This window comes from Microbacterium sp. NPDC079356, assembly GCF_049545465.1.
Classification (GTDB): Bacteria; Actinomycetota; Actinomycetes; order Actinomycetales; family Microbacteriaceae; genus Microbacterium; species Microbacterium gawkjiense.
Genome location: NZ_JBMWDN010000004.1, coordinates 1 through 19,591 on the forward strand (window position 1 = coordinate 1; position 19,591 = coordinate 19,591).

At 72.6% G+C, this 19,591-nt stretch carries 17 protein-coding genes and 1 pseudogene; 10 read left to right on the plus strand and 8 right to left on the minus strand.

Annotated features, from left to right (window positions below):
• Positions 1 to 199: 199 nt before the first annotated feature.
• The 3 genes from ACPEH0_RS10460 to ACPEH0_RS10470 are packed head-to-tail and all read right to left on the minus strand — an operon-like array spanning position 200 to position 4,529.
• The gene (locus tag ACPEH0_RS10460; RefSeq protein WP_254632332.1) at positions 200 to 715 is read right to left on the minus strand and encodes a 2'-5' RNA ligase family protein; all 516 of its coding nucleotides are present in this window, start codon (positions 713 to 715) and stop codon (positions 200 to 202) included.
• A gap of 5 nt (positions 716 to 720) precedes the next feature.
• A complete protein-coding gene (locus ACPEH0_RS10465) occupies positions 721 to 2,703 on the minus strand; it encodes a M13 family metallopeptidase (RefSeq protein WP_366214460.1) in 1,983 nt (660 codons plus the stop codon).
• 35 nt (positions 2,704 to 2,738) lie between these two features.
• Positions 2,739 to 4,529, minus strand: a complete 1,791-nt coding sequence (locus ACPEH0_RS10470; protein ID WP_366214461.1) for a lipase family protein — start codon at positions 4,527 to 4,529, stop codon at positions 2,739 to 2,741.
• Positions 4,530 to 4,647: 118 nt separating this feature from the next.
• On the opposite strand from ACPEH0_RS10470, the gene ACPEH0_RS10475 reads away from it, so the two are divergent.
• From ACPEH0_RS10475 to araA, 4 genes are all read left to right on the plus strand, one after another.
• Positions 4,648 to 5,640 carry a LacI family DNA-binding transcriptional regulator gene (locus ACPEH0_RS10475; protein WP_366214462.1) on the plus strand — a complete coding sequence of 331 codons (993 nt, stop codon included), beginning with the start codon at positions 4,648 to 4,650 and terminating at the stop codon, positions 5,638 to 5,640.
• A gap of 207 nt (positions 5,641 to 5,847) precedes the next feature.
• On the plus strand, positions 5,848 to 6,543 hold the full coding sequence (locus tag ACPEH0_RS10480; protein ID WP_366214463.1) for an L-ribulose-5-phosphate 4-epimerase: 696 nt from the start codon (positions 5,848 to 5,850) through the stop codon (positions 6,541 to 6,543).
• A complete protein-coding gene (locus ACPEH0_RS10485) occupies positions 6,540 to 8,162 on the plus strand; it encodes an FGGY-family carbohydrate kinase (RefSeq protein ID WP_366214464.1) in 1,623 nt (540 codons plus the stop codon). The genes ACPEH0_RS10480 and ACPEH0_RS10485 overlap by 4 nt, the downstream gene beginning before the upstream one ends.
• Entirely contained in the window at positions 8,159 to 9,661 is a 1,503-nt protein-coding gene (araA, locus tag ACPEH0_RS10490; protein ID WP_366214465.1) for an L-arabinose isomerase, read from the plus strand. The genes ACPEH0_RS10485 and araA overlap by 4 nt, the downstream gene beginning before the upstream one ends.
• Positions 9,662 to 9,834: 173 nt before the next feature.
• Here araA and ACPEH0_RS10495 read toward each other — a convergent pair whose 3' ends face one another.
• From ACPEH0_RS10495 to ACPEH0_RS10510, 4 genes are all read right to left on the minus strand, one after another.
• Positions 9,835 to 10,374 (minus strand): hypothetical protein, encoded by a 540-nt coding sequence (locus tag ACPEH0_RS10495; protein WP_217532202.1) that lies wholly within the window; start codon positions 10,372 to 10,374, stop codon positions 9,835 to 9,837.
• Entirely contained in the window at positions 10,374 to 10,784 is a 411-nt protein-coding gene (locus ACPEH0_RS10500; protein WP_217532200.1) for a DUF4383 domain-containing protein, read from the minus strand. The genes ACPEH0_RS10495 and ACPEH0_RS10500 overlap by 1 nt, the downstream gene beginning before the upstream one ends.
• Positions 10,785 to 11,087: 303 nt before the next feature.
• Positions 11,088 to 12,194, minus strand: a complete 1,107-nt coding sequence (locus ACPEH0_RS10505; protein ID WP_366214466.1) for a glycerate kinase — start codon at positions 12,192 to 12,194, stop codon at positions 11,088 to 11,090.
• The gene (locus tag ACPEH0_RS10510; RefSeq protein ID WP_366214467.1) at positions 12,191 to 13,234 is read right to left on the minus strand and encodes a LacI family DNA-binding transcriptional regulator; all 1,044 of its coding nucleotides are present in this window, start codon (positions 13,232 to 13,234) and stop codon (positions 12,191 to 12,193) included. Before ACPEH0_RS10510 ends, ACPEH0_RS10505 begins: the two co-directional genes overlap by 4 nt.
• A gap of 175 nt (positions 13,235 to 13,409) precedes the next feature.
• Here ACPEH0_RS10510 and ACPEH0_RS10515 point away from each other — a divergent pair, with 175 nt between their 5' ends.
• Entirely contained in the window at positions 13,410 to 13,820 is a 411-nt protein-coding gene (locus ACPEH0_RS10515) for a fluoride efflux transporter FluC (protein WP_423719468.1), read from the plus strand.
• A complete protein-coding gene (gene crcB / locus ACPEH0_RS10520) occupies positions 13,817 to 14,200 on the plus strand; it encodes a fluoride efflux transporter CrcB (RefSeq protein WP_366214469.1) in 384 nt (127 codons plus the stop codon). Before ACPEH0_RS10515 ends, crcB begins: the two co-directional genes overlap by 4 nt.
• Positions 14,201 to 14,656: 456 nt before the next feature.
• On the opposite strand, the gene ACPEH0_RS10525 is transcribed toward crcB, so the two are convergent.
• Positions 14,657 to 15,658, minus strand: a complete 1,002-nt coding sequence (locus tag ACPEH0_RS10525; protein WP_366214470.1) for a LacI family DNA-binding transcriptional regulator — start codon at positions 15,656 to 15,658, stop codon at positions 14,657 to 14,659.
• A 106-nt stretch (positions 15,659 to 15,764) separates the two neighbouring features.
• On the opposite strand from ACPEH0_RS10525, the gene ACPEH0_RS10530 reads away from it, so the two are divergent.
• The 4 genes and pseudogenes from ACPEH0_RS10530 (at position 15,765) to ACPEH0_RS10545 (ending at position 19,577) form a co-directional block, all read left to right on the plus strand.
• Entirely contained in the window at positions 15,765 to 16,130 is a 366-nt protein-coding gene (locus tag ACPEH0_RS10530) for an L-rhamnose mutarotase (protein WP_366214471.1), read from the plus strand.
• The gene (rhaI, locus tag ACPEH0_RS10535; RefSeq protein WP_366214472.1) at positions 16,127 to 17,293 is read left to right on the plus strand and encodes an L-rhamnose isomerase; all 1,167 of its coding nucleotides are present in this window, start codon (positions 16,127 to 16,129) and stop codon (positions 17,291 to 17,293) included. The genes ACPEH0_RS10530 and rhaI overlap by 4 nt, the downstream gene beginning before the upstream one ends.
• Before the next feature lie 7 nt (positions 17,294 to 17,300).
• Positions 17,301 to 18,158, plus strand: coding sequence for an alpha/beta hydrolase fold domain-containing protein (locus ACPEH0_RS10540; RefSeq protein WP_366214473.1), 858 nt, complete (start codon positions 17,301 to 17,303; stop codon positions 18,156 to 18,158).
• A pseudogene (locus ACPEH0_RS10545) lies at positions 18,155 to 19,577 on the plus strand (rhamnulokinase). The gene ACPEH0_RS10540 and the pseudogene ACPEH0_RS10545 overlap by 4 nt, the downstream one beginning before the upstream one ends.
• Positions 19,578 to 19,591: the final 14 nt, after the last annotated feature.

Here is a 19,591-nt window from a genome sequence, read left to right on the forward strand (position 1 = left end):
ACGCTGCTTCGTCTCCTCCGGAATCCTCTTCGGCATGATCAACATCTTCCTTCCAGACTCGAAAGGAAACGGCATCAGAACGGGGACGGTTCAAGCACCGCAGACGAACGCGACACGCCGAAGATGCATCCACCGAAAACCCCCATCCAAACCGGATCGCGCCGAAACCTCTGCGGCAAGTTTTCGGCGCGGTCCCAGATCAGCGTGCGAACACCCCCAGCTCGGTGACGGTGGCGGTTGCCGCATCCCACCGCCTGAGTCCGCGAGCGACACCGACGATCGGCTCACCGAGCAGCGGCAGCGCGCGCTCGAGGTCCGAGACCTTGAGCCGGTGCGCGAGGGTGACGTGCGGCATCCACTCGCCCGGGGCGGTGTGCGGAGCGTCGTCGCCGGGACCGGCGGCCTCGTGCACGGCGGCGTGCAGCGACAGCAGCCCGGCCGACGGCACGACCGAGCGTGCGAGCACCCGCCGCTCCCCCGCGCCGAACAGCACCACCGCACCGAGAGTCACGGGGAAGGCGGCCGGCAACGGCACCGACGCCAGCGACACCGACGGACGCACCAGCAGCGTCACGTGCGGCGCGTTCGAGGGCGACGTGTGCGCGGCGAGACTCGACAGCCCGGCGTCGGCGAGCGCCTGCCACTCCGCGCGCACGGCGCGCTCGGTCGCCGCATCGAACTCGAGCTCGATGCTGACGACCGGCGCGCCGCGCATCGCGGTCACCAGATCGTGACGCGCTTGTCCTCGTCGAGCCAGAGCTCGTCCGACGGGGTCACGTCGAACGCCGCGTAAAACTCGTCGATGTTGCGGACGATCTGGTTGCAGCGGAACTCGTTCGGCGAGTGCGGGTCGATCGTCAGCAGACGGATCGTCTCGGCATCCCGCCCCTTCTGCTGCCAGATCTGCCCCCAGCTCAGCAGCAGGCGCTGGATGCCGGTGAGCCCGTCGATCACGGGACCGTCGGCATCCGTCGAACCGGCCTTCTCCAGGTGCAGCCGGTACGCCTTGATCGCGATGCCGAGGCCGCCGAGGTCGCCGATGTTCTCGCCGATCGTCAGCGCGCCGTTGACCGTGTGATCGGACGACAGCCCCTGCGGCACGAGCGCGTTGTACTGCTCGATGAGGGTCTTCGTGCGCTCCGTGAACGCGGCGCGGTCCTCGTCGGTCCACCAGTCGTTCAGGGCACCGGTGCCGTCGAACGCGCTGCCCTGATCGTCGAAGCCGTGACCGATCTCGTGACCGATGACCGCGCCGATGCCGCCGTAGTTGGCGGCCGGGTCGCGCTCCATGTCGAAGAACGGGTGCTGCAGGATCGCCGCCGGGAACACGATCTCGTTCATCAGCGGGTTGTAGTAGGCGTTGACCGTCTGCGGGGTCATGAACCACTCGTCGCGGTCGATCGGCGCCCCGAGCTTTGCGAGCTGCTGGTCGTGCTGCCACGCGTTCGAGCGGCGGACGTTGCCGAGGAGGTCGGATGCGTCGATCTCGAGGTCGGAGTAGTCCTTCCACTTCACCGGGTAGCCGACCTTGGGCGTGAACGCCTCGAGCTTCTCGAGCGCGCGCTCGCGCGTGGCGGGCGTCATCCACTCCAGCGACGAGATCGACTGCCGGTACGCCTCGATGAGGTTGTCGACGAGGACGTCCATCTCCTCCTTCGCGCGCGGCGGGAAGTGACGCTCGACGTACACCTTGCCGACCGCCTCGCCGAGGGCCGCCTCGACGAGCGAGACGCCACGCTTCCAGCGCTCGCGGTTGACGGGCACACCGGTCATCTCGGTGCCGTAGAACGCGAAGTTCGCGTCGACGAACGCCTGCGACAGGAACGGCGCCGACGCGCGGATGACCTGCAGACGCAGCCACGCCTTCCAGTCCTCGAGCCGATCCTCGACCAGCAGGGTGCCGAGTCCCTCGAAGAAGCTCGGCTGGTTGACGTCGACCTCTTCGATGACGCCCGCCTTGCCGGGGGCGACGGCGTCGCGCCAGGGCGCGAGGTCGACGCCGGTGAGCTGCACCGCGGCATCCCAGCTCATCAGGTTGTAGGTCGCGACGGCGTCACGGCTGCGGACGTTGTCCCAGTGGTGCGAGGCGATCTCGGTCTCGAGGGCGAGCACGCGGTCCGCCTGCGCCTCCGCGTCGGCGACACCGGCGAGACCGAAGACCGTCGCGACGTACGCGCGGAAGGCCGCACGGGTCTTCTCGAAGTTGTCGAGGCGGTAGTAGCTCTCGTCGGGCAGCGACAAGCCACCCTGCACGAGGAAGAGGATGTACCGCTGCGGGTTGCCGGGGTCCGGCTCGATGTAGGTGCTGAACACGCCGGCGACGCCCTCGCGTTCGAGCGTTCCGGAGGTCTGCAGCAGGCTCGGGATGCCGGTGACCTGGTCGACGTAGATCAGCTGCGGCGCGATCGCCTCGGCGCCCTTCGCCTCGATCGCGGTGGTGTCCATGAAGCTCGCGTAGAGGTCGCCGATCTTGCGGGTCTCGGTGCCGGGCTCGGCATCCGTCGACTCCTCGATGATCGTGCGGACGTCCTTCTCGGCCTGCTCGGCGATGAGGTGGAACGACCCCCAGCGCGCCTTGTCCTCGGGGATCTCGGTGCGCTCGAGCCACGCGCCGTTGACGTGGCGGAACAGGTCGTCCTGCGGCCGGATGTCGGCACTCAGTTCGTCGAGCTGGATGCCGGAGGGAAGGGTGTTCTCGGTCATGCGTCCCACCCTATGGGCGCTCTCCGATCCGGGGCTCATTCCCTCGTGGTCGAGCACTCCTCGGGCACAGGGTCACCCGCGAACCTCGCCGCGGTCCACTCGATGAGCTCGTCGAGCAGCGGCGACGGGCGCTCGACGACGGCCGCATGCTCGTACCCGTCGTAGATGCGATAGTCGACGACCTGACCGGCCCGGCACATCCGGTCGACGTACGCGGTCTGCGTCGCGACGGGGATGACGCTGTCGGCCCCGCCGTGGGCCACCAGCAGGGGCGCGTTCTGGCGGAGCGGTGCCGCGTTGTCGCGCAGGTGGACGCCCAGCGGACCGGATGCCGGGGGTGTCGAGAACAGGCGAGGATCGCCGCTCATGCCGAGCGCCGCCGCGACCGAGACGACGATCGACGGGTCGGACAGGCAGCGCTCCGACATCTGTCGGAGCACCGTGTCGGCGCCCGGACGCACGTAGTCGTCGTACGAGACGTCGTCGTAGATCGACGAGAACGACGCGAAAGCATACGAGGCGAAGATGCTGCCGCCCGTGACGCTCGAGATGTTCTGCACGAGCGCGGGCGGGTCACTGGCCGGCGCGAGCGCCGCGACCCCCTGCACGTACAGCTCGGGCGCGTACTCGCGCGCCATCGCCCCCGCCCACAGCGCGGCGCCGCCACCCTGCGAGTGCCCCCAGATGACCGTGCGGACGCCGAGGTCGGCATCCTGCAGTTCGCGGGCGGCGCGCACCGCGTCGAGCGACGCCGTCGCGCTGGGAGGACCGATGAGGTACGGATGCGGGCCCTCGGTCCCCAGCCCGATGTAGTCCGTCGCCACGACGGCCCACCCTTGCCGGATGATCGTCGGCAGGTTGTAGAGCGCGCCCGACCAGAGCCCGCGCGGCTGCAGCGACGGTGCGCAGTGCTCGGAGTAGCCGGTCGTGCCGTGGTTCCAGTCGATGATCGGCCACTGCCCGTCGCCCTCCTTCGGGACGACGACGACACCGCTCGCGACCCGGACCTCGCCGTCGACGCCGGTGGTCGTGTAGAGGATGCGCCAGGCCGTCGCCGACACCGGGATGCCGTTCGTGAACGGCTCGGCACGGATGAGGCGCCCCGGCTCCCCCGGCATGTCGCGAGGGGCCGCGTAGAAGTCGTCGACGACGGTCGATCCTTCGCGGAGCGGCACGGTGACGAGCGCGGTCGTGACGGCGAGCGCGACGGAGACGAGGGCCGTGACCGTGCGCCCCCAGCGGCGCAGGCGCTGCGGCTGGTGGCGCCGCTCCCGCTCGGTGTCGCGGCGACGGCGCACCCGCGTCCACAGGTCGGCGACCCCGCTCATGATGAGGCGCGCGCCGAAGACGACCGCCACCACGAGCAGGGTGATGTCGGGCCAGAACAGCGCGAGGACGCCGAAGATGACGCCCGAGACCGAGAAAGCGGCATCCGCGATGCGCGCATCGATCGTGCGCCCCTTCGCGAAGACCGCGATGACGCCGAGCGCGCCCGCGACGAGCAGCAGGATGCCGACGAGGGTCGCCACGACGCGCACGGTCAGCCCCGGGGTCAGCAGGACGACGAGCCCGCCGACGAGCCACGCGCCGCCCGTCAGCGTGCGCCAGCGAGGACGCACCCCCTCCGTGTCGCGGCCGGTCAGCTCGATGACCCCCGTGAGGACCATGCCGCCGCCGATCAGCCAGGCGAGGACGCCGAGCGCCGTCGTCGGCCGGATGACGATGACCACGCCGAGCACGACCGCCGAGGCCGCGACGACCAGGCGCACCCACTCGGGCAGGCGCGCGTAGAAGCGTCCGAGCGCGAGGCGCTGCAGCAGCCGCATCCGGTCCCTCCTCCGTGCGTCGGCGTCGATCCTCCACGTTAACCGCGTGGGCCGGATGCGCCCGAGTGCTCGACAGCGAGCGCATCGACGTGAGATGGCGCCCGCTACAGTGAGCGCCATGGGACGGGCCGGGACGACACGCGCCGGCGTGCGCGACGTCGCCGCGCGGGCGGGGGTGTCGACGCAGACCGTGTCGCGCGTCATCAACGACAGCCCGAACCTGCGCCCCGAGACCCGGGCCCGCGTCGAGGCCGCGATGGCCGAGCTCGGCTATCGCGTCAATAACGCCGCCCGAGCGCTCGGCACCTCGACGACCCGCACCGTCGGCGTCGTCGCCTCGGACGCGACCCTGTGGGGCCCCGGCGCCGGCATCGCCGCGCTCGACGCGGCGGCCCGCGAGGCGGACCGCTGGTTGGCGACGGCCTACGCGGATGCCGCGGACCCGGCATCCGTCACCGATGCCGCCCAACGCCTGCTGTCGCAAGGGGTCGACGCGCTGATCGTCGTCGCCGCGCACACCGCGACGCTGCCCGCGCTGCGCGAGGTGGCGGGCGGGACCCCGCTCGCCGCGCTGCACACCGGTGCGGGCGCCGAGCGGCAGCGCGCCGGCGCGGCGCTCGCGATCGAGCACCTCGTCGCGCTCGGCCACCGCCGCATCGCGCTACTGGCGGGACCGGCGGACTGGCTCGAGGCGACGGCCCGCGACGAGGGTGCCGAGGCGGCGCTGGCGACCGCCGGCATCCGTCCCGCGGCGATGTGGCGCGGGGACTGGAGCGCGGCGACGGGCACGGCCGCGGCGCGCGAGGTGGCCGAGGCGGTGCGCCGCGAGGACGGGCCGACCGCGGTCGCGGCGGCGAACGACCAGATGGCGCTCGGGCTCATCGCGGGCCTCGTCGCCGAAGGGCTGCGCGTGCCGCAGGACGTCTCGGTCACCGGGTTCGACGACAACGCGGATGCCGCCTTCTACACACCCGCGCTCACCACGGTGCACGTCGACACGGCCGGCGAGGCACGGCGCGTGGTCGCCGAGGCGCTGGGCCTGCCGGCCACGGCGGAGGTCGCCGAACCGGTGCTCGTCGCGCGCGCGTCGACCGCCGCGCCGCGCGGCTGAGGCCGGCGGGGGCGGGGCTCGGGGTCGGGCTGGGGCTCGGGGTCGGGGCTCGGCCCGCAACAACCGCGGAGATTCGGTCGCCATCGGCCCGCCGGGGGCGATCCGATGCGGCTGCGTGAGTTTTCTCCGCGGTTGGTGCCGGACCGGCGGGGAGAACCCGTCATCCGAGCGTGGCGGATTCGGAATGTTACCGATAACATCAAGCGCATGACCGATCTCGATGAGGCGATCGCCGCCGTCCGCGCGGACGTCGCCGCCCTCCACGCCGAACTCATCCGCTACGGCCTCGTCATCTGGACCGGGGGCAACGTCTCGGGGCGCGTCCCCGGCGCGGACCTGTTCGTCATCAAGCCGTCCGGCGTCTCGTACGACGACCTCGCGCCCGAGAACATGATCCTCTGCGACCTCGACGGCAACGTCGTGCCCGGCAGCCCCGGCAGCGACCGCTCGCCCTCGAGCGACACCGCCGCGCACGCCTACGTCTACCGCAACATGCCCGAGGTCGGCGGCGTCGTGCACACGCACTCCCCCTACGCCGTGGCCTGGGCCGCGCGCGGCGAGGAGATCCCCTGCGTCATCACCGGCATGGCCGACGAGTTCGGCGGCCCGATCCCGGTCGGACCGTTCGCGATCATCGGCGACGACTCGATCGGCCGCGGCATCGTCGAGACACTGAAGGGCCACCGCTCGCGCGCCGTCCTGATGCAGAACCACGGACCGTTCACGATCGGCGTCAGCGCGAAGGATGCCGTGAAGGCCGCCGTCATGTGCGAGGACGCCGCCCGCACCGTGCACTTCGCCCGGCAGGGCGGCGAGCTGATCCCGATCCCGCAGGACAAGATCGACGCCCTCTACAACCGCTACCAGAACGTGTACGGCCAGAGCTCGGACGACCGCCGATGAGCGCCGCATCCGTCATCTCCTCCGGTGGCGCGGCCTTGGGCATCGAGCTCGGCTCGACCCGCATCAAGGCGTGCCTCGTCGATGCGAGCGACCCGACCACCGTGCTCGCCGTCGGCAGCCACGAGTGGGAGAACGCGCTCGAGGACGGCGTCTGGACCTACGCCGAGGACGCGATCTGGTCGGGCCTGCAGGCCGCCTACGCCGACATGGTCGCCGACGTCCGCCGCCAGGGCGCCGAGCTGACCGACCTCGCCGGCATCGGCGTCTCGGCGATGATGCACGGCTACCTCGCCTTCGACGAGGACGGCACCCTGCTCGTCCCGTTCCGCACGTGGCGAAACACCTCCACCGGCGCCGCCGCGGCGGAGCTCACCGACCTCCTGGGCGTCAACATCCCGCTGCGCTGGTCGATCGCCCACCTGCATCAGGCCGTCCTCGACGACGAGGCGCACCTCGCCTCGCTCGCGAAGATCAACACCCTCGCCGGCTGGGTGCACGAGAAGCTCACCGGCCGCTTCGCGCTGGGTATCGGCGACGCGTCGGGCATGTTCCCGATCGGCACCGACGGGCAGTACGACCGCGACCGCGTCGCCGCGTACGACGCGCACGCCGCCGCGTTCCTCGCCGGCCGCAGCCTCACGGACCTGCTGCCCGAGGTGCTCCCCGCGGGAGCGGATGCCGGGACCCTCACCGCCGCCGGCGCCGCCCTGCTCGACCCGACCGGCACGCTCCGGCCCGGCGCGGTCGCCGCGCCCGCCGAGGGCGACGCCGGCACCGGCATGGTCGCGACCAACGCGGTCTCGCCGCGCACGGGTAACGTCAGCGCCGGGACGAGCATCTTCGCGATGGTGGTCCTCGAGCGCCCGCTCGCGCGCGTCCACACCGAGATCGACCTCGTCACGACACCCGCGGGCGACCCGGTCGCGATGGTGCACTGCAACAACGGCGCGAGCGAGCTGGCGTCGTTCGCGTCGCTGTTCGCGCGGTTCGCCGTGGCATCCGGTCAGTCGCTGACGACGGATGCCGTCTACGAGACGCTCCTGCGCGAAGCGCTGACCGGCGCCCCGGATGCGGGTGGGGTCCTCGCGTACAACCACCTGAGCGGCGAGCCGATCGCCGGACTCGACGAGGGCCGCCCGCTGGTCGTGCGCACGCCCGACGCGGAGTTCTCGCTCGCCAACGTCATGCGCGCGCAGGTCTACGGCGTGTTCGCGACGCTCGCGATCGGCATGCAGACGCTCGCCGAGGAGGGTGTCGCGCTCGACGCGATGTTCGCGCACGGCGGCGTCTTCCGGACGGCCGGCGTCGCGCAGCGGTTCCTCGCCGGGGCGCTCGACGCGCCCGTCACGGTCGGCGACACGGCGGCCGAGGGCGGCGCGTGGGGCATGGCCGTGCTCGCCGCGTACGCCGCCGCGAAGACCGGCTCCGACCTGTCGACGTACCTCACCGACCACGTGTTCGCGGGGGCGGCATCCGTCACCGCCGAGCCCGACCCGGCCGACGTCGCCGGGTTCGCCGATTACCTCACCCGATACCGCGCCGGACTCGCCGCCGAGGCCGCGGCCATCCCCGCGCTGCCGCTGCGCGGCATCCGCTCATCGAACGAAGGAACAGCATGACCCTCTCCACCAGCCTCGAGCAGTACACCGTCTGGTTCGTCACCGGCAGCCAGAACCTCTACGGCGAGGAGACGCTGCGCCAGGTCGCCGAACAGTCGCAGGCCGTCGCCGCGGGCCTCGCCGGCCTTCCGGTCAAGGTCGAGTGGAAGCCCGTCCTGAAGGACTCGGACTCGATCAAGCGCCTCGCCCTCGACGCGAACGCCGACGACTCGGTCATCGGCGTCATCGCATGGATGCACACCTTTAGCCCCGCGAAGATGTGGATCTCGGGGCTCGACGCGCTGCGCAAGCCGCTGCTGCACCTGCACACGCAGGCGAACGTCGAGCTGCCCTGGAACGACATCGACTTCGACTTCATGAACCTCAACCAGGCCGCCCACGGCGACCGCGAGTTCGGGTACATCCAGACGCGCCTCGGCGTGCCGCGCAAGACCGTCGTCGGCCACGTCTCGAACCACGTCGTCGTGCAGCAGATCGAGGACTGGCAGCGCGCCGCCGCCGGCTGGCAGGCCGTCAAGACCCTCAAGCTCGCCCGCTTCGGCGACAACATGCGCTACGTCGCCGTCACCGAAGGCGACAAGACCGAGGCCGAGCTGCAGTTCGGCGTGCAGGTCAACACGTGGGGTGTGAACGAGTTGGCGGATGCGGTGGCCCAGGCATCCGAGGCGCAGATCGACGCCCTCGTCGAGGAGTACGTCGCCTCGTACGACGTGGCCGACGAGCTGCTGCCGGGCGCGGAGCGGCACCAGTCGCTGCGCGACGGCGCCGCGATCGAGATCGGGCTGCGCTCGTTCCTCGAGGTGGGGGGCTTCGGCGCGTTCACGACGTCGTTCGAGGACCTCGGCGCGCTGACGCAGCTGCCCGGTCTCGCCGTGCAGCGCCTCATGGCCGAGGGCTACGGCTTCGGCGCCGAGGGCGACTGGAAGACCGCGATCCTCGTGCGCGTCGCGAACGTCATGGGCTCGGGCCTGCCCGGCGGGGCGAGCCTCATGGAGGACTACACCTACGACCTGGTGCCCGGCAACGAGCGCATCCTCGGCGCGCACATGCTCGAGGTGTCGCCGTCGCTGACGACCTCGAAGCCGCGCCTCGAAGTGCACGAGCTGGGCATCGGCGGCAAGGCCGACCCCGTGCGCCTGGTGTTCACGGCGGACGCCGGACCCGCCCTCGTCGTGGCGATGAGCGACATGCGCGACCGGTTCCGCCTCGTCGCGAACGTCGTCGAGAACGTCGACGCGCCCGACCTGCCCAAGCTGCCGGTGGGCCGCGCCGTCTGGAAGCCGTCGCCCGACTTCGCGACCTCGGCCTCGTGCTGGCTCGCGGCCGGTGCCGCGCACCACACCGTCATGACGACGGCCGTGGGCATCGAGGTCTTCCGGGACTTCGCCGAAATCGCCGGCACCGAGCTGCTCGTCATCGACGAGGACACGACGGTGCGCGGCTTCCAGAAGGAGCTCCGCTGGAACCAGGCGTACTACCGCCTCGCCCGCGGGCTGTAACCCGCACGCGACGAACGCCCCGGTGCCGCTGTGCGCCGGGGCGTTTCGCGTGTCGTGGGGGACGGTTGCGTGACAGGTGTCACGCGATGCAATGGATGCTGCGCGACACGCCGCGGCATCCGCTCAGGCACCGGCGTGTCGCGGCGGATCTCTTGCATCCGCGAACGCGAGGCTCAGTGCCCGCCGTGTCCGTGGAGGAAGACCTCGTTGACCTCGGCGCCGGGCGCATCGCTGCCAATGGGCGTCGCGGCGAGGGCGGGGGTCACGAGTCCTGCCAGCAGGAAAGCACCGACGATCAGGCCGCCGACGCTCGTGCGGGCGGCGGTGCGAGCAGCGGGGTGCGACGGCCGCCGACCGGCGCGACGCATCGCGATCGCCGAGACCACGCCGACGGAAAGACCCAGCGTTGTGGAGACGACGACGGGATAGATGCTGGTCTGCGGGGGACCGATCACGAGCAGCGCGGTCACGGCGACGAGACCGGCGAGCGAGACTCCGACGCCCGCGGGCGGCGCAACCACGCGCCCCCGCATCAGCGCCGCGACGCCCCAGGCGATGGTCGCCGCCCCGACGGCGGCGAGCAGGACGCCGATGCCGCGGTCAGCGGCATCGGCGCCCTTCACGATCGCGCCCGCTCCCAGTCCGAGCTGCAAGAGCCCTGCGCCCCACGCGGCGAGCGCGGGCCACGAGCGGACCAGGCCGGACGGCGACATCAGACGGCCGCGCGAGGGGAGACCTGCTTGTCGGCGGCGATGCCGACGCCGAGCAGCACGAGCGCGCTGGCGAGGTGCAGGAAGTGGTCGGCCGTGTTCAGCGCCAGGATGTTCGCGGCGGTGCCCACGAGGAAGAAGCCGACGACGCCGAGCAGCAGGTAGGCGGCACCGACGACGATGTTCACGCCCTTGGCGGCGCGGACGTTCGACAGGCCGCCGATGAGCAGCGCCGCACCGATCAGGAGGTGCGCGACGTTGTGCAGCGGGTTGACCATGAAGATGCCGAGCAGCAGCTCGCCGTCGGTGGCGAGGAAGTCGACCCCACCGGTGACGGCGAAGCCGAGCAGGCCGACGAGGATGTAGACGGCGCCGAAGATGACGGCGACGAGGCGGTTGGGTGAGCTGGTCATTCGAGTGTCCCTCCGTTGGTGCGACGGATGCCGCGGCCCTGCAGACATGTGGTGCTGCAGATCATTCGGTGCGACGCCCAGAACGGATTGCGCACGGAGCGTCGCCGCCGACTGTAGGGACGGCGGATGAGGCCCCCCGCAGGGGTTGTGAGCGACCTGAGCGACTGCTATGAGCGGGCTGAGAGTCCCGACGTCGCGTGCCGGCGCGCGGCATCCAGCAGCCGGTCGGCGTAAGCGATCCAGTCCTCGCGGGACTACTCCCGCCGTCCCTGCTCCGCCTCGGCTGCCATGCGTGTGCCCCGCTCAGGCGCTCCGTGTCGCGAGGCGGCGCCCGGCTTCGGCCAGCCAGCGCGCCGGATCGGCCATCGACGCTGCCGCGCCACCGGCGAGGTCGGTGAGCGAGATCGTGTGCGCGAAACCGGTGGTGTCGGCGTCGGCGGTGATCCGCCCGGCGACGACCGCGACGGGCACCCCGTGCGCTGCCGCGAGCCCCTGCACGAACGCGGGCACCTTGCCGGCGGCGGACTGCCCGTCGAACGCGCCCTCCCCCGTGACGACGAGGGATGCCGCGGCCACCGCACCGGCCAGGTCCACGAGGTCGGCGATGCGCTGCGCGCCGGGCACGAGGTCGGCACCCCATGCGGCGAGCGCGAACCCGGTGCCGCCCGCGGCCCCCGCTCCCGGCAGGAGCGGGTCGGCGGCCGGCACGCGCCGGGCGATGCAGGCTGCGTACCGCTCGAGCACGCCGTCGACGACCTCGACGTCGGCGGCGGTCAGCCCCTTCTGCGGTCCGAACACGGCCGCGGCGCCTGCGGGCCCGGTCAGCGGGTTCGTCACGTCGCTGAGCACGGTCACACCTCCCGCCGGCGGGGTTCGCAGGCGCGAGAAGTCGATCGCCGACACGGCAGCGAGCCCGCGCGCGCCGGCGGGGACGTCGCGCCCGTCGGCGTCGACCATGCGCGCGCCGAGAGCGCGCAGCATCCCGCTCCCCCCGTCGGTCGAGGCGGACGAGCCGATGCCGAGGACGAGCCGCTCGACGCCCGCGTCGAGGGCGGCGGCGATCGCCTGCCCGAACCCGGTCGTGTCCGCGTCCCACGGCAGGCGGTCCTCGCCGAGGAGTTCGATGCCGCTCGTCGAGGCGAGCTCGACGACACCCGTGCCGTCCGGCAGCAGCAGCCACGCCGCGTCGACGAGCGTGCCGCGCGGGCCGCGCACGCGCACCGGGCGGCGCTGCGCTCCGGGCACGGCGGCGGCGAAGGCGTCGAGGGTCCCCTCTCCCCCGTCGGCCATGGGGCGCAGCACGATCTCGGCCGCGGGGTCGACCTCGCGCCACCCGTCCGCGAGGGCGGCGGATGCCGCGGCGGCGGGCAGCGAGCCCTTGAGACTGTCGAGGGCGACGACGACGCTCATGCGCGCGGCGGGGTGCTCTCGCGCAGCAGCACGTCGAGTCGCAGGTCGTCGGGATGCGGCTCCCACGCGGCGTCGGTCGCGGCGCGGAACGCCTGGTAGCCGACCTCTTCGAGGGGCACGTGCACCGTGGTGAGGGCGGGGGTCACGTCGCGTCCGGTCGGGATGTCGTCGAACCCTGCGAGGGCGATGTCGGCGCCCGCCGTGCGTCCCGCCGCGCGGATCGCCGTGAGGGCGCCGATCGCCACGACGTCGCTGATGCCGAACACGACCGTGCCGGTCTCGACGCCGTCCGCGAGCGCCCGGGTCATCGCCTCGTCACCCGCTTCGCGCGTGAAGCCGCCGCGGTAGACGCGGGGTTCCTCGCCCCCGGCCGACGTGAAGCCGGCGCGGAAGCCGTCGAGGCGCGAATCGCTCGTGGCCGTGCCCTCTTCGGCGGCCAGGACGACGGCCCGGCGGTAGCCGCGGTCGACGAGCGCCCGCCCGAGGGCCTCGGCGCCCGCGCGGTTGTCGAGGATGAGCGAACGCACGCCGCCGGCCCCCGGACCGAGGGCGACGACCTGGCCGCCCATCGCGCCGAGCAGGTCCAGTTCGCGGGTGAGCTCGGGCGCCGGGCCCGCCGAGGTCCGGGACGCGGCGAGGATGAGCCCGCGGGGCCGCTGCCCGCGGAGCGCCCGCACGAGCCGCACCTCGCGCTCGGGGTCGCGCTCGGTGATCGCGACCGTCACCACGAGCCCGGCCTCGTCGGCACCGCGCGCGACGCCCGAGGCGATGAGCCCGAAGTAGGGGTCGGCGATGTCGGCGACGACCAGCGCGAGGATCGCCGACGTCCCCCGCGCGGTCGCCTGCGCGGAGAGGTTCGCGGTGTAGCCCAGCCGCGCCGCGGCGGCCTCGACGCGCTCGCGATAGGAGTCCGCAACCTTGCGCGTCGAGCCGTTGAGGGCGCGCGACGCCGTCGCGAGCGAGACGCCCGCCTCGCGCGCGACGTCGTCGAGGGTCACCGCGCCCGAGGGCCCGGGTCGACGCGGGGTGCGGTCGGTCATGGTGCGAAGTCTACGGGCGGCCGTCGGCCTGCTCGGAGCGGCCCGTCATCGACCGCTGAGAGACGGTGAGACGGATGCCGGGACTATCGTGGACGCGATGATCACGCCCGGCCCCGCGCCCGATCCGCACGGCGAACTCCCGATCGACGGCGACATCGCCGATGCCGCGCGGCCGGTGCACCTCGCGTGGTCGTCGATCCTGCTCGTGCTCGTCGGCGGGACCGTCGGCACGGCGGCCCGCGAGGGCCTGTCGCTCGCGATGCCCTCGGTCGGCGGCATCCCCGTCGCGATCCTCGCGATCAACATCGTCGGCGCACTCTTCCTCGGCGCACTCCTCGAGACCCTCGCGCGACGCGGGCCCGACCTCGGTCGCCGCCGCGCGCTGCGCCTGCTCCTCGGCACGGGATTCGCGGGCGGATTCACGACGTACAGTGCGCTCGCCGTCGACAGCGGCCTGCTGCTGACCGGTGGCGACCCGACTGCCGGCATCCTGTACGCGCTCGGCACCGTCGTCGTCGGCGCGCTCGCGACCGTCGCCGGCATCGCGCTCGGCGCGGCCCGGCACCGCAGGGCCGTGACCCGATGACGCCACTCCTGTTCCTCGCAGTGTCTCTCGCCGGCGGTGTCGGCGCGGCTCTGCGCCTCGTGGTCGACGGCGCCGTGAAGGCGCGTGTTCGCACGGCGCTCCCCGTCGGCACGCTCCTGATCAACGTGGCCGGCTCGCTCGTGCTCGGCTTCGTGACCGAGCTCGCGCTGGCCGGCGTCGTCGACGACGTGTGGCGACTCGTGATCGGCACGGGCCTGTGCGGCGGGTTCACGACGTTCAGTACGGCGAGCTTCGAGACGGTGCGCCTCGTGCAGGAGCGCCGGTACGCGCTCGGGGCGATGAACGCGGTCGGGATGCTGGTGCTCGCCGTCGCAGCGGGGCTTCTCGGGATCGCGCTCGGCCGACTCCTCGCCGGCTGACGACCGCGATTCGCCTGAACGGCATAGGGAAAGCTCGCGCGGCATCGACCTGTACCCCGAGCCTAGGTGCGGTGTTGAATCGTGTCAATGGATGCCGGCATCCCCCCCTCAGCCGCGCGGCACGAACCGCGGATATCCGAGCGAAACGCGGCCGAGGCAGCGCCGCACGCCGCCGGCTGCGCCAAAACCCCGCGATTGGTGCGGCGCGACGCCTCACCGACGTCCGGATCACGCAGGCGCGAGCGTTCCGGCGCCTCGCCCCTCTCGGCATCCCGCCCACAGCCCTGCGGCACGAACCGCGGAGATTCGCGGGGAAACCCGCTCGGATTCCGCCCGACACGCCGCGGACAGCGTCGATCTCCGCGGACAGTGCCGCGCGCCGAAGCTCAGCCCCGCCGCCCAACCCGCCGCAGGCCCGCCGCAGGCCCGCCGACGGCGACAGTGCCCCGCCGCGCGTCAGCCCCCGGTGGAGGCCCGGACGACGAGCTCGGGGCGGAAGCGGATGCGCTGGGGCGGGGCATCCGGGTCCTCGAGGGCGGCGAACAGCGCGTCGACGGCGGCGGCGCCGATCTCGCGCGCGGGCTGGCGGATCGAGCTGAGCGGCACGACCGTCGACTGGGCGAAGTCGATGTCGTCGTAGCCGATGAGGGCGAGGTCCTCGGGCACGCGCAGCGATCCGAGGATGCCGGCCCCCTGCAGGACCCCGACGGCCACCAGGTCGTTGGCGCAGAACACGCCGTCGGGCCGGTCGACCCCGGCGCGGTGGGCGAGCTCCTCGCCGACGAGCCGCCCCGCGAGCACCGTGAGCTCGTCGGTCGGAGCGACCTCGAGCGTGGCGTCCGGCACCTCGGCGAGCGCGCGTCGGGCACCGTCGAGGCGGTCCGCCACCTGGCGGACGGATGCCGGGCCCCCGGCGAACAGGATGCGGCGGCGCCCCTGCCGCAACAGGTGCTGCACGGCCAGGTATCCGCCTTCGACGTCGTCGACGGCCACCGAGGGCAGGTCGCCGTCGGCTTCGGCGTCGAGGAGCACGACGGGCACCCCGGCGGTCTCGAGCATCGCGGCGCGCGTCTCGTCGAGCGCGATCGGGGTCAGCAGCACGCCGTTGACGCGCTGCTCGCGGAACAGGTCCAGGTACGTATTCTCGCAGGCGGCATCCTGTCCGCTGCTGCCGAAGAGGACGATCACCCCGTGCTCGGCGGCGCGTTCCTCGGCGCCGCGGGCGACCTCGGCGAAGAACGGGTTGGCCGAGTCCAGCACGACCAGCCCGATCGTGCGGCTACGGCCGGCGCGCAGCTGCCGGGCGGCGTCGTTGCGGACGAAGCCGAGCTCCGAGATCGCGGCGTGCACGCGTTCGACGGTCGCCGGGGCGACCTTCGCCGGACGGTTGAGGACGTTCGAGACGGTCCCCACCGAGACGCCCGCGGTGCGAGCGACGTCCTTCACACTGACTGCCACGTGACCTGCCTTGACGGATGCTTCGGACCCACGTTACTGTTCTGATTCTTGAATCGTTTCATAGAACGCTTCCCCGATCAACGACCCGCGTTCACGAAGGAGTGACATGCCCCGCGTCGCCTTCCAGCTGCAGATCGACCCCGCCCTGATCGATGAGTACGTCGCCCGCCACACCCCGGTGTGGCCCGAGATGCTCGCCGAGATCGCCGCCGCGGGTCGTCGCAACTACTCGCTCTTCCTCGGCGACGGCGGTCGCCTGTTCGGCTACTACGAGGTCGACGACGACACGGCCGCCCAGGCCTACCTCGCCGCCTCGCCCGTCGCCGCCCGGTGGGAGCCCGAGATGAGCCGCTTCTTCGTCGGCCTCGAGGGCCGCCCCGATCAGGCGGCGACCCCGCTCGTCGAGGTCTTCAACCTGCACGACCAGTTGACGGCCGCCGTCGACGCCCCTTCAGAAAGCGATCCGTCATGACCACGCTCTCCCCCGAGATCCTCACCCAGCTCGAAGGCCAGGGCATCGAGCTGCCCAGCTGGGCGTTCGGCAACTCCGGCACGCGGTTCCGCGTGTTCGCGACGGTCGGCACCCCGCGCGACCCGTTCGAGAAGATCGCGGATGCCGCCGAGGTCAACCGCTACACCGCGCTCGCCCCGAGTGTCGCGCTGCACATCCCGTGGGACAAGGTCGACGACTACGCGGCCCTCCGCCGCCACGCTGAGGATCTCGGCGTGCAGCTGGGCACGATCAACTCGAACACGTTCCAGGACGAGGACTACAAGTTCGGCGCCCTCACCCACCACGACGAGGCCATCCGCCGCAAGGCGATCGACCACCATCTCGAGTGCATCGACATCATGCACGAGACGGGGTCGCGCGACCTCAAGATCTGGCTCGCCGAGGGCTCGAACTACCCGGGCCAGAACGACATGCGCGGCCGTCAGGACCGCCTGCAGGACTCGCTGCAGCAGATCTACGCGCGCCTCGGCGACGACCAGCGCCTCGTGCTCGAGTACAAGTTCTTCGAGCCGTCGTTCTACCACACCGACGTCCCGGACTGGGGCACTTCGTACGCGCAGGTGGCCGCGCTCGGCGACCGCGCCATGGTCTGCCTCGACACCGGCCACCACGCCCCCGGCACGAACATCGAGTTCATCGTCATGCAGCTGCTGCGCCTCGGAAAGCTCGGCTCGTTCGACTTCAACTCGCGCTTCTACGCCGACGACGACCTCATCGTGGGCGCCGCCGACCCGTTCCAGCTGTTCCGCATCCTCGTCGAGGTCGTGCGCGGCGGGGGGCTGAACAACCCCGACGTCGCCTTCATGCTCGACCAGTGCCACAACATCGAGGACAAGATCCCCGGCCAGATCCGCTCGGTGCTCAACGTCCAGGAGATGACGGCCCGCGCCCTCCTCGTCGACCGCGCCGCGCTCGACGCCGCGCAGCAGGCCAACGACGTCCTCGGAGCCAACGGCATCCTCATGGACGCCTTCTACACGGACGTGCGTCCGACGCTGGCCGAGTGGCGAGCTTCGCGCGGACTTCCCGCCGACCCGATGGCCGCGTACGCGGCATCCGGTCACCTGCAGAGGATCGCCGCCGAGCGCGTCGGCGGCACGCAGGCCGGCTGGGGTGCATGATCGACCGATGAGCGACACCCCTACCCCTTACGGCGCCGCCGGCGGACTCGTCCGCGTCTATCCCGCGCGTGTGATCGAGCGCCCCACGCCCGGACTCGTCTGGCTGCACGGCGGCGGGTTCGCCGCCGGCGACATCGACATGCCCGAGGCCGATCACGTCGCACGGACGTTGGCGGATGCCGGGACCACGGTCCTCTCGGTCGACTACCGCCTCGCGCCGCTGCCGGACGGATGGGAGCCGCCCACGGTCGAGCCCGGGCGCGAGCGCGCCGGGTTCCCCGCCGCATCCGACGACACGCTCGCGGTGTGGGACTGGCTGCACACCGAGGCCGCAACGCTCGGGGTGGATCCGGCGCGCCTCGCGATCGGCGGGGCGAGCGCCGGAGCCAACATCGCGGCCGGCGCCGTGCTGCGCCTCATCGCGAACGACCGCGCGCTGCCGGCGCTCGTGCTGCTGGCCTATCCGACGCTGCTCGCCGAGCAGCCCGACCCCGACGAGGCGCTCCGCGCCGCACTCGACGCGCAGCCCGAGGCGGACCGGTTCGGCCGCGACGCCGTGCTCGGCATGTACGAGAACTACCTCGGCGGATCGGTCGTGGGCGCTCCGCTGGCCGCGATCCCGGGCCTCGCGACGGCCGACGAGCTCGCCGAGTTCCCGCCGACGCTCATCGTCGCGGGCGACGTGGACGAACTGCGCGTCTCGAGCGAGCACTTCGCGCGCACCCTGGCCGCCGCCGGCCGCGAGGTCGAGCACGTCATCGAGCCGGGCACCGACCACGGGCACTTGAACCGTCCGGACGAGGGGGATGCCGCATCCCTCACCCTCGCTCGCTTCGCCGCACGGCTCGCGGCGCTGTCCTCGTGAGCGGCGCACCGGGGACGGTCGCGGCCGTCGACCTGGGCGCCACGAGCGGACGGGTGATCGTCGGCCGGGTCGGGGCGGACACCCTCGAGACGACCACCGTCGCGCGCTTCGCGAACGAGCCGGTACGCCTGCCCGACGGCCTGCACTGGAACCTGCTCGGCCTCTACGGATCGGTCCTCGCCGGACTGCGCGAGGCCCTGCGCGGCGACGCGAACGTCGCGAGCATCGGCGTGGACTCGTGGGCCGTCGACTACGGCCTCGTCGCGAGGTCGCGCCTGCTGGGCGAACCCTTCCACTATCGCGACGAGCGCACCGCGCGCGGCGTCGAGGCGGTGCACCGGACGCACCCGCACGAGGTGCTGTTCGCCCGCAACGGGCTGCAGTTCCTGCCGTTCAACACGCTGTACCAGCTCGCCGCCGAGGACCGCGACCTGCTCGCCCTCGCCGATCACGCGCTCCTCATCCCCGACCTGATCGGGTTCTGGCTCACCGGGCAGGCGCGCACCGAGCGCACGAACGCGTCGACGACGGGGCTGCTCCGCGCCGACACGGGGCGAGTGGGATGCCGACCTGATCGCCGCGCTCGGCCTGTCGCCGCGCCTGCTCGCACCGCTGGTGTCGCCCGGTGAGGCGATCGGCGACCTGTCGGCGGAGGTCGCCGACGCCCTCGGCGCGCAGGCCACGGTGACGGCCGTCGGGTCGCACGACACGGCATCCGCCGTCGTCGCCGTGCCCCTGGCGTCGCGGGACGCTGCCTACATCTCCTGCGGCACGTGGGGACTCGTCGGTGTCGAGGTCGAGCGCCCCGTGCTGACGGAGACGGCCCGCGAGGCGAGGTTCACGAACGAGGGCGGTGTGGACGGCCGCATCCGTCTGCTGCGCAACGTCATGGGGCTCTGGATCCTCAGCGAGACCGTGCGCGGTTGGCAGCGCGAGGGCGAGGCCGTCGAGCTCGGCGACCTGCTGGAGGCCGCTGCGGCGGTGCGGCAGCCCGTCGCCGTCTTCGACGTCGACGACCCCCGCTTCCTCCCGCCGGGCGACATGCCCGCGCGCATCGCCGCGTGGTGCGACGAGCACGGCGTGGCCGCGCCGCGGAGTCGCGCCGAGATCGCCCGCAGCATCGTCGAGTCGCTCGCGCAGGCGTTCGCCGACGTGGCGCACGAGGCGGGCCGCGTCGGCGGAGTCGCCGTGCGCGTCATCCACGTCGTCGGCGGCGGCGCGCTGAACGAGCTGCTGTGCCAGCGGACCGCCGATCGCGCGGGCGTGCCGGTGCTCGCCGGCCCCGTCGAGGCGACCGCGCTCGGCAACATCCTCGTGCAGGCGCGCGCGGCGGGCCTCGTGTCCGGCTCGCTCGAGGCGCTCCGCGACCTCGTCGCCCGCACGCACCTGCCGCGCCGGTACGAGCCGCGCACCGGCTGAGGGCGGGCCGCGTC

Excerpts from the sequence above, each read along its gene's own strand:
- ACPEH0_RS10460 (WP_254632332.1), bottom strand. The coding sequence starts at position 715 with ATGCGCGGCGCGCCGGTCGTCAGCATCGAGCTCGAGTTCGATGCGGCG.
- ACPEH0_RS10465 (WP_366214460.1), bottom strand. The coding sequence starts at position 2,703 with ATGACCGAGAACACCCTTCCCTCCGGCATCCAGCTCGACGAACTGAGT.
- ACPEH0_RS10470 (WP_366214461.1), bottom strand. The coding sequence starts at position 4,529 with ATGCGGCTGCTGCAGCGCCTCGCGCTCGGACGCTTCTACGCGCGCCTG.
- ACPEH0_RS10475 (WP_366214462.1), top strand. The coding sequence starts at position 4,648 with ATGGGACGGGCCGGGACGACACGCGCCGGCGTGCGCGACGTCGCCGCG.
- ACPEH0_RS10480 (WP_366214463.1), top strand. The coding sequence starts at position 5,848 with ATGACCGATCTCGATGAGGCGATCGCCGCCGTCCGCGCGGACGTCGCC.
- ACPEH0_RS10485 (WP_366214464.1), top strand. The coding sequence starts at position 6,540 with ATGAGCGCCGCATCCGTCATCTCCTCCGGTGGCGCGGCCTTGGGCATC.
- araA (WP_366214465.1), top strand. The coding sequence starts at position 8,159 with ATGACCCTCTCCACCAGCCTCGAGCAGTACACCGTCTGGTTCGTCACC.
- ACPEH0_RS10495 (WP_217532202.1), bottom strand. The coding sequence starts at position 10,374 with ATGTCGCCGTCCGGCCTGGTCCGCTCGTGGCCCGCGCTCGCCGCGTGG.
- ACPEH0_RS10500 (WP_217532200.1), bottom strand. The coding sequence starts at position 10,784 with ATGACCAGCTCACCCAACCGCCTCGTCGCCGTCATCTTCGGCGCCGTC.
- ACPEH0_RS10505 (WP_366214466.1), bottom strand. The coding sequence starts at position 12,194 with ATGAGCGTCGTCGTCGCCCTCGACAGTCTCAAGGGCTCGCTGCCCGCC.
- ACPEH0_RS10510 (WP_366214467.1), bottom strand. The coding sequence starts at position 13,234 with ATGACCGACCGCACCCCGCGTCGACCCGGGCCCTCGGGCGCGGTGACC.
- crcB (WP_366214469.1), top strand. The coding sequence starts at position 13,817 with ATGACGCCACTCCTGTTCCTCGCAGTGTCTCTCGCCGGCGGTGTCGGC.
- ACPEH0_RS10530 (WP_366214471.1), top strand. The coding sequence starts at position 15,765 with ATGCCCCGCGTCGCCTTCCAGCTGCAGATCGACCCCGCCCTGATCGAT.
- rhaI (WP_366214472.1), top strand. The coding sequence starts at position 16,127 with ATGACCACGCTCTCCCCCGAGATCCTCACCCAGCTCGAAGGCCAGGGC.
- ACPEH0_RS10540 (WP_366214473.1), top strand. The coding sequence starts at position 17,301 with ATGAGCGACACCCCTACCCCTTACGGCGCCGCCGGCGGACTCGTCCGC.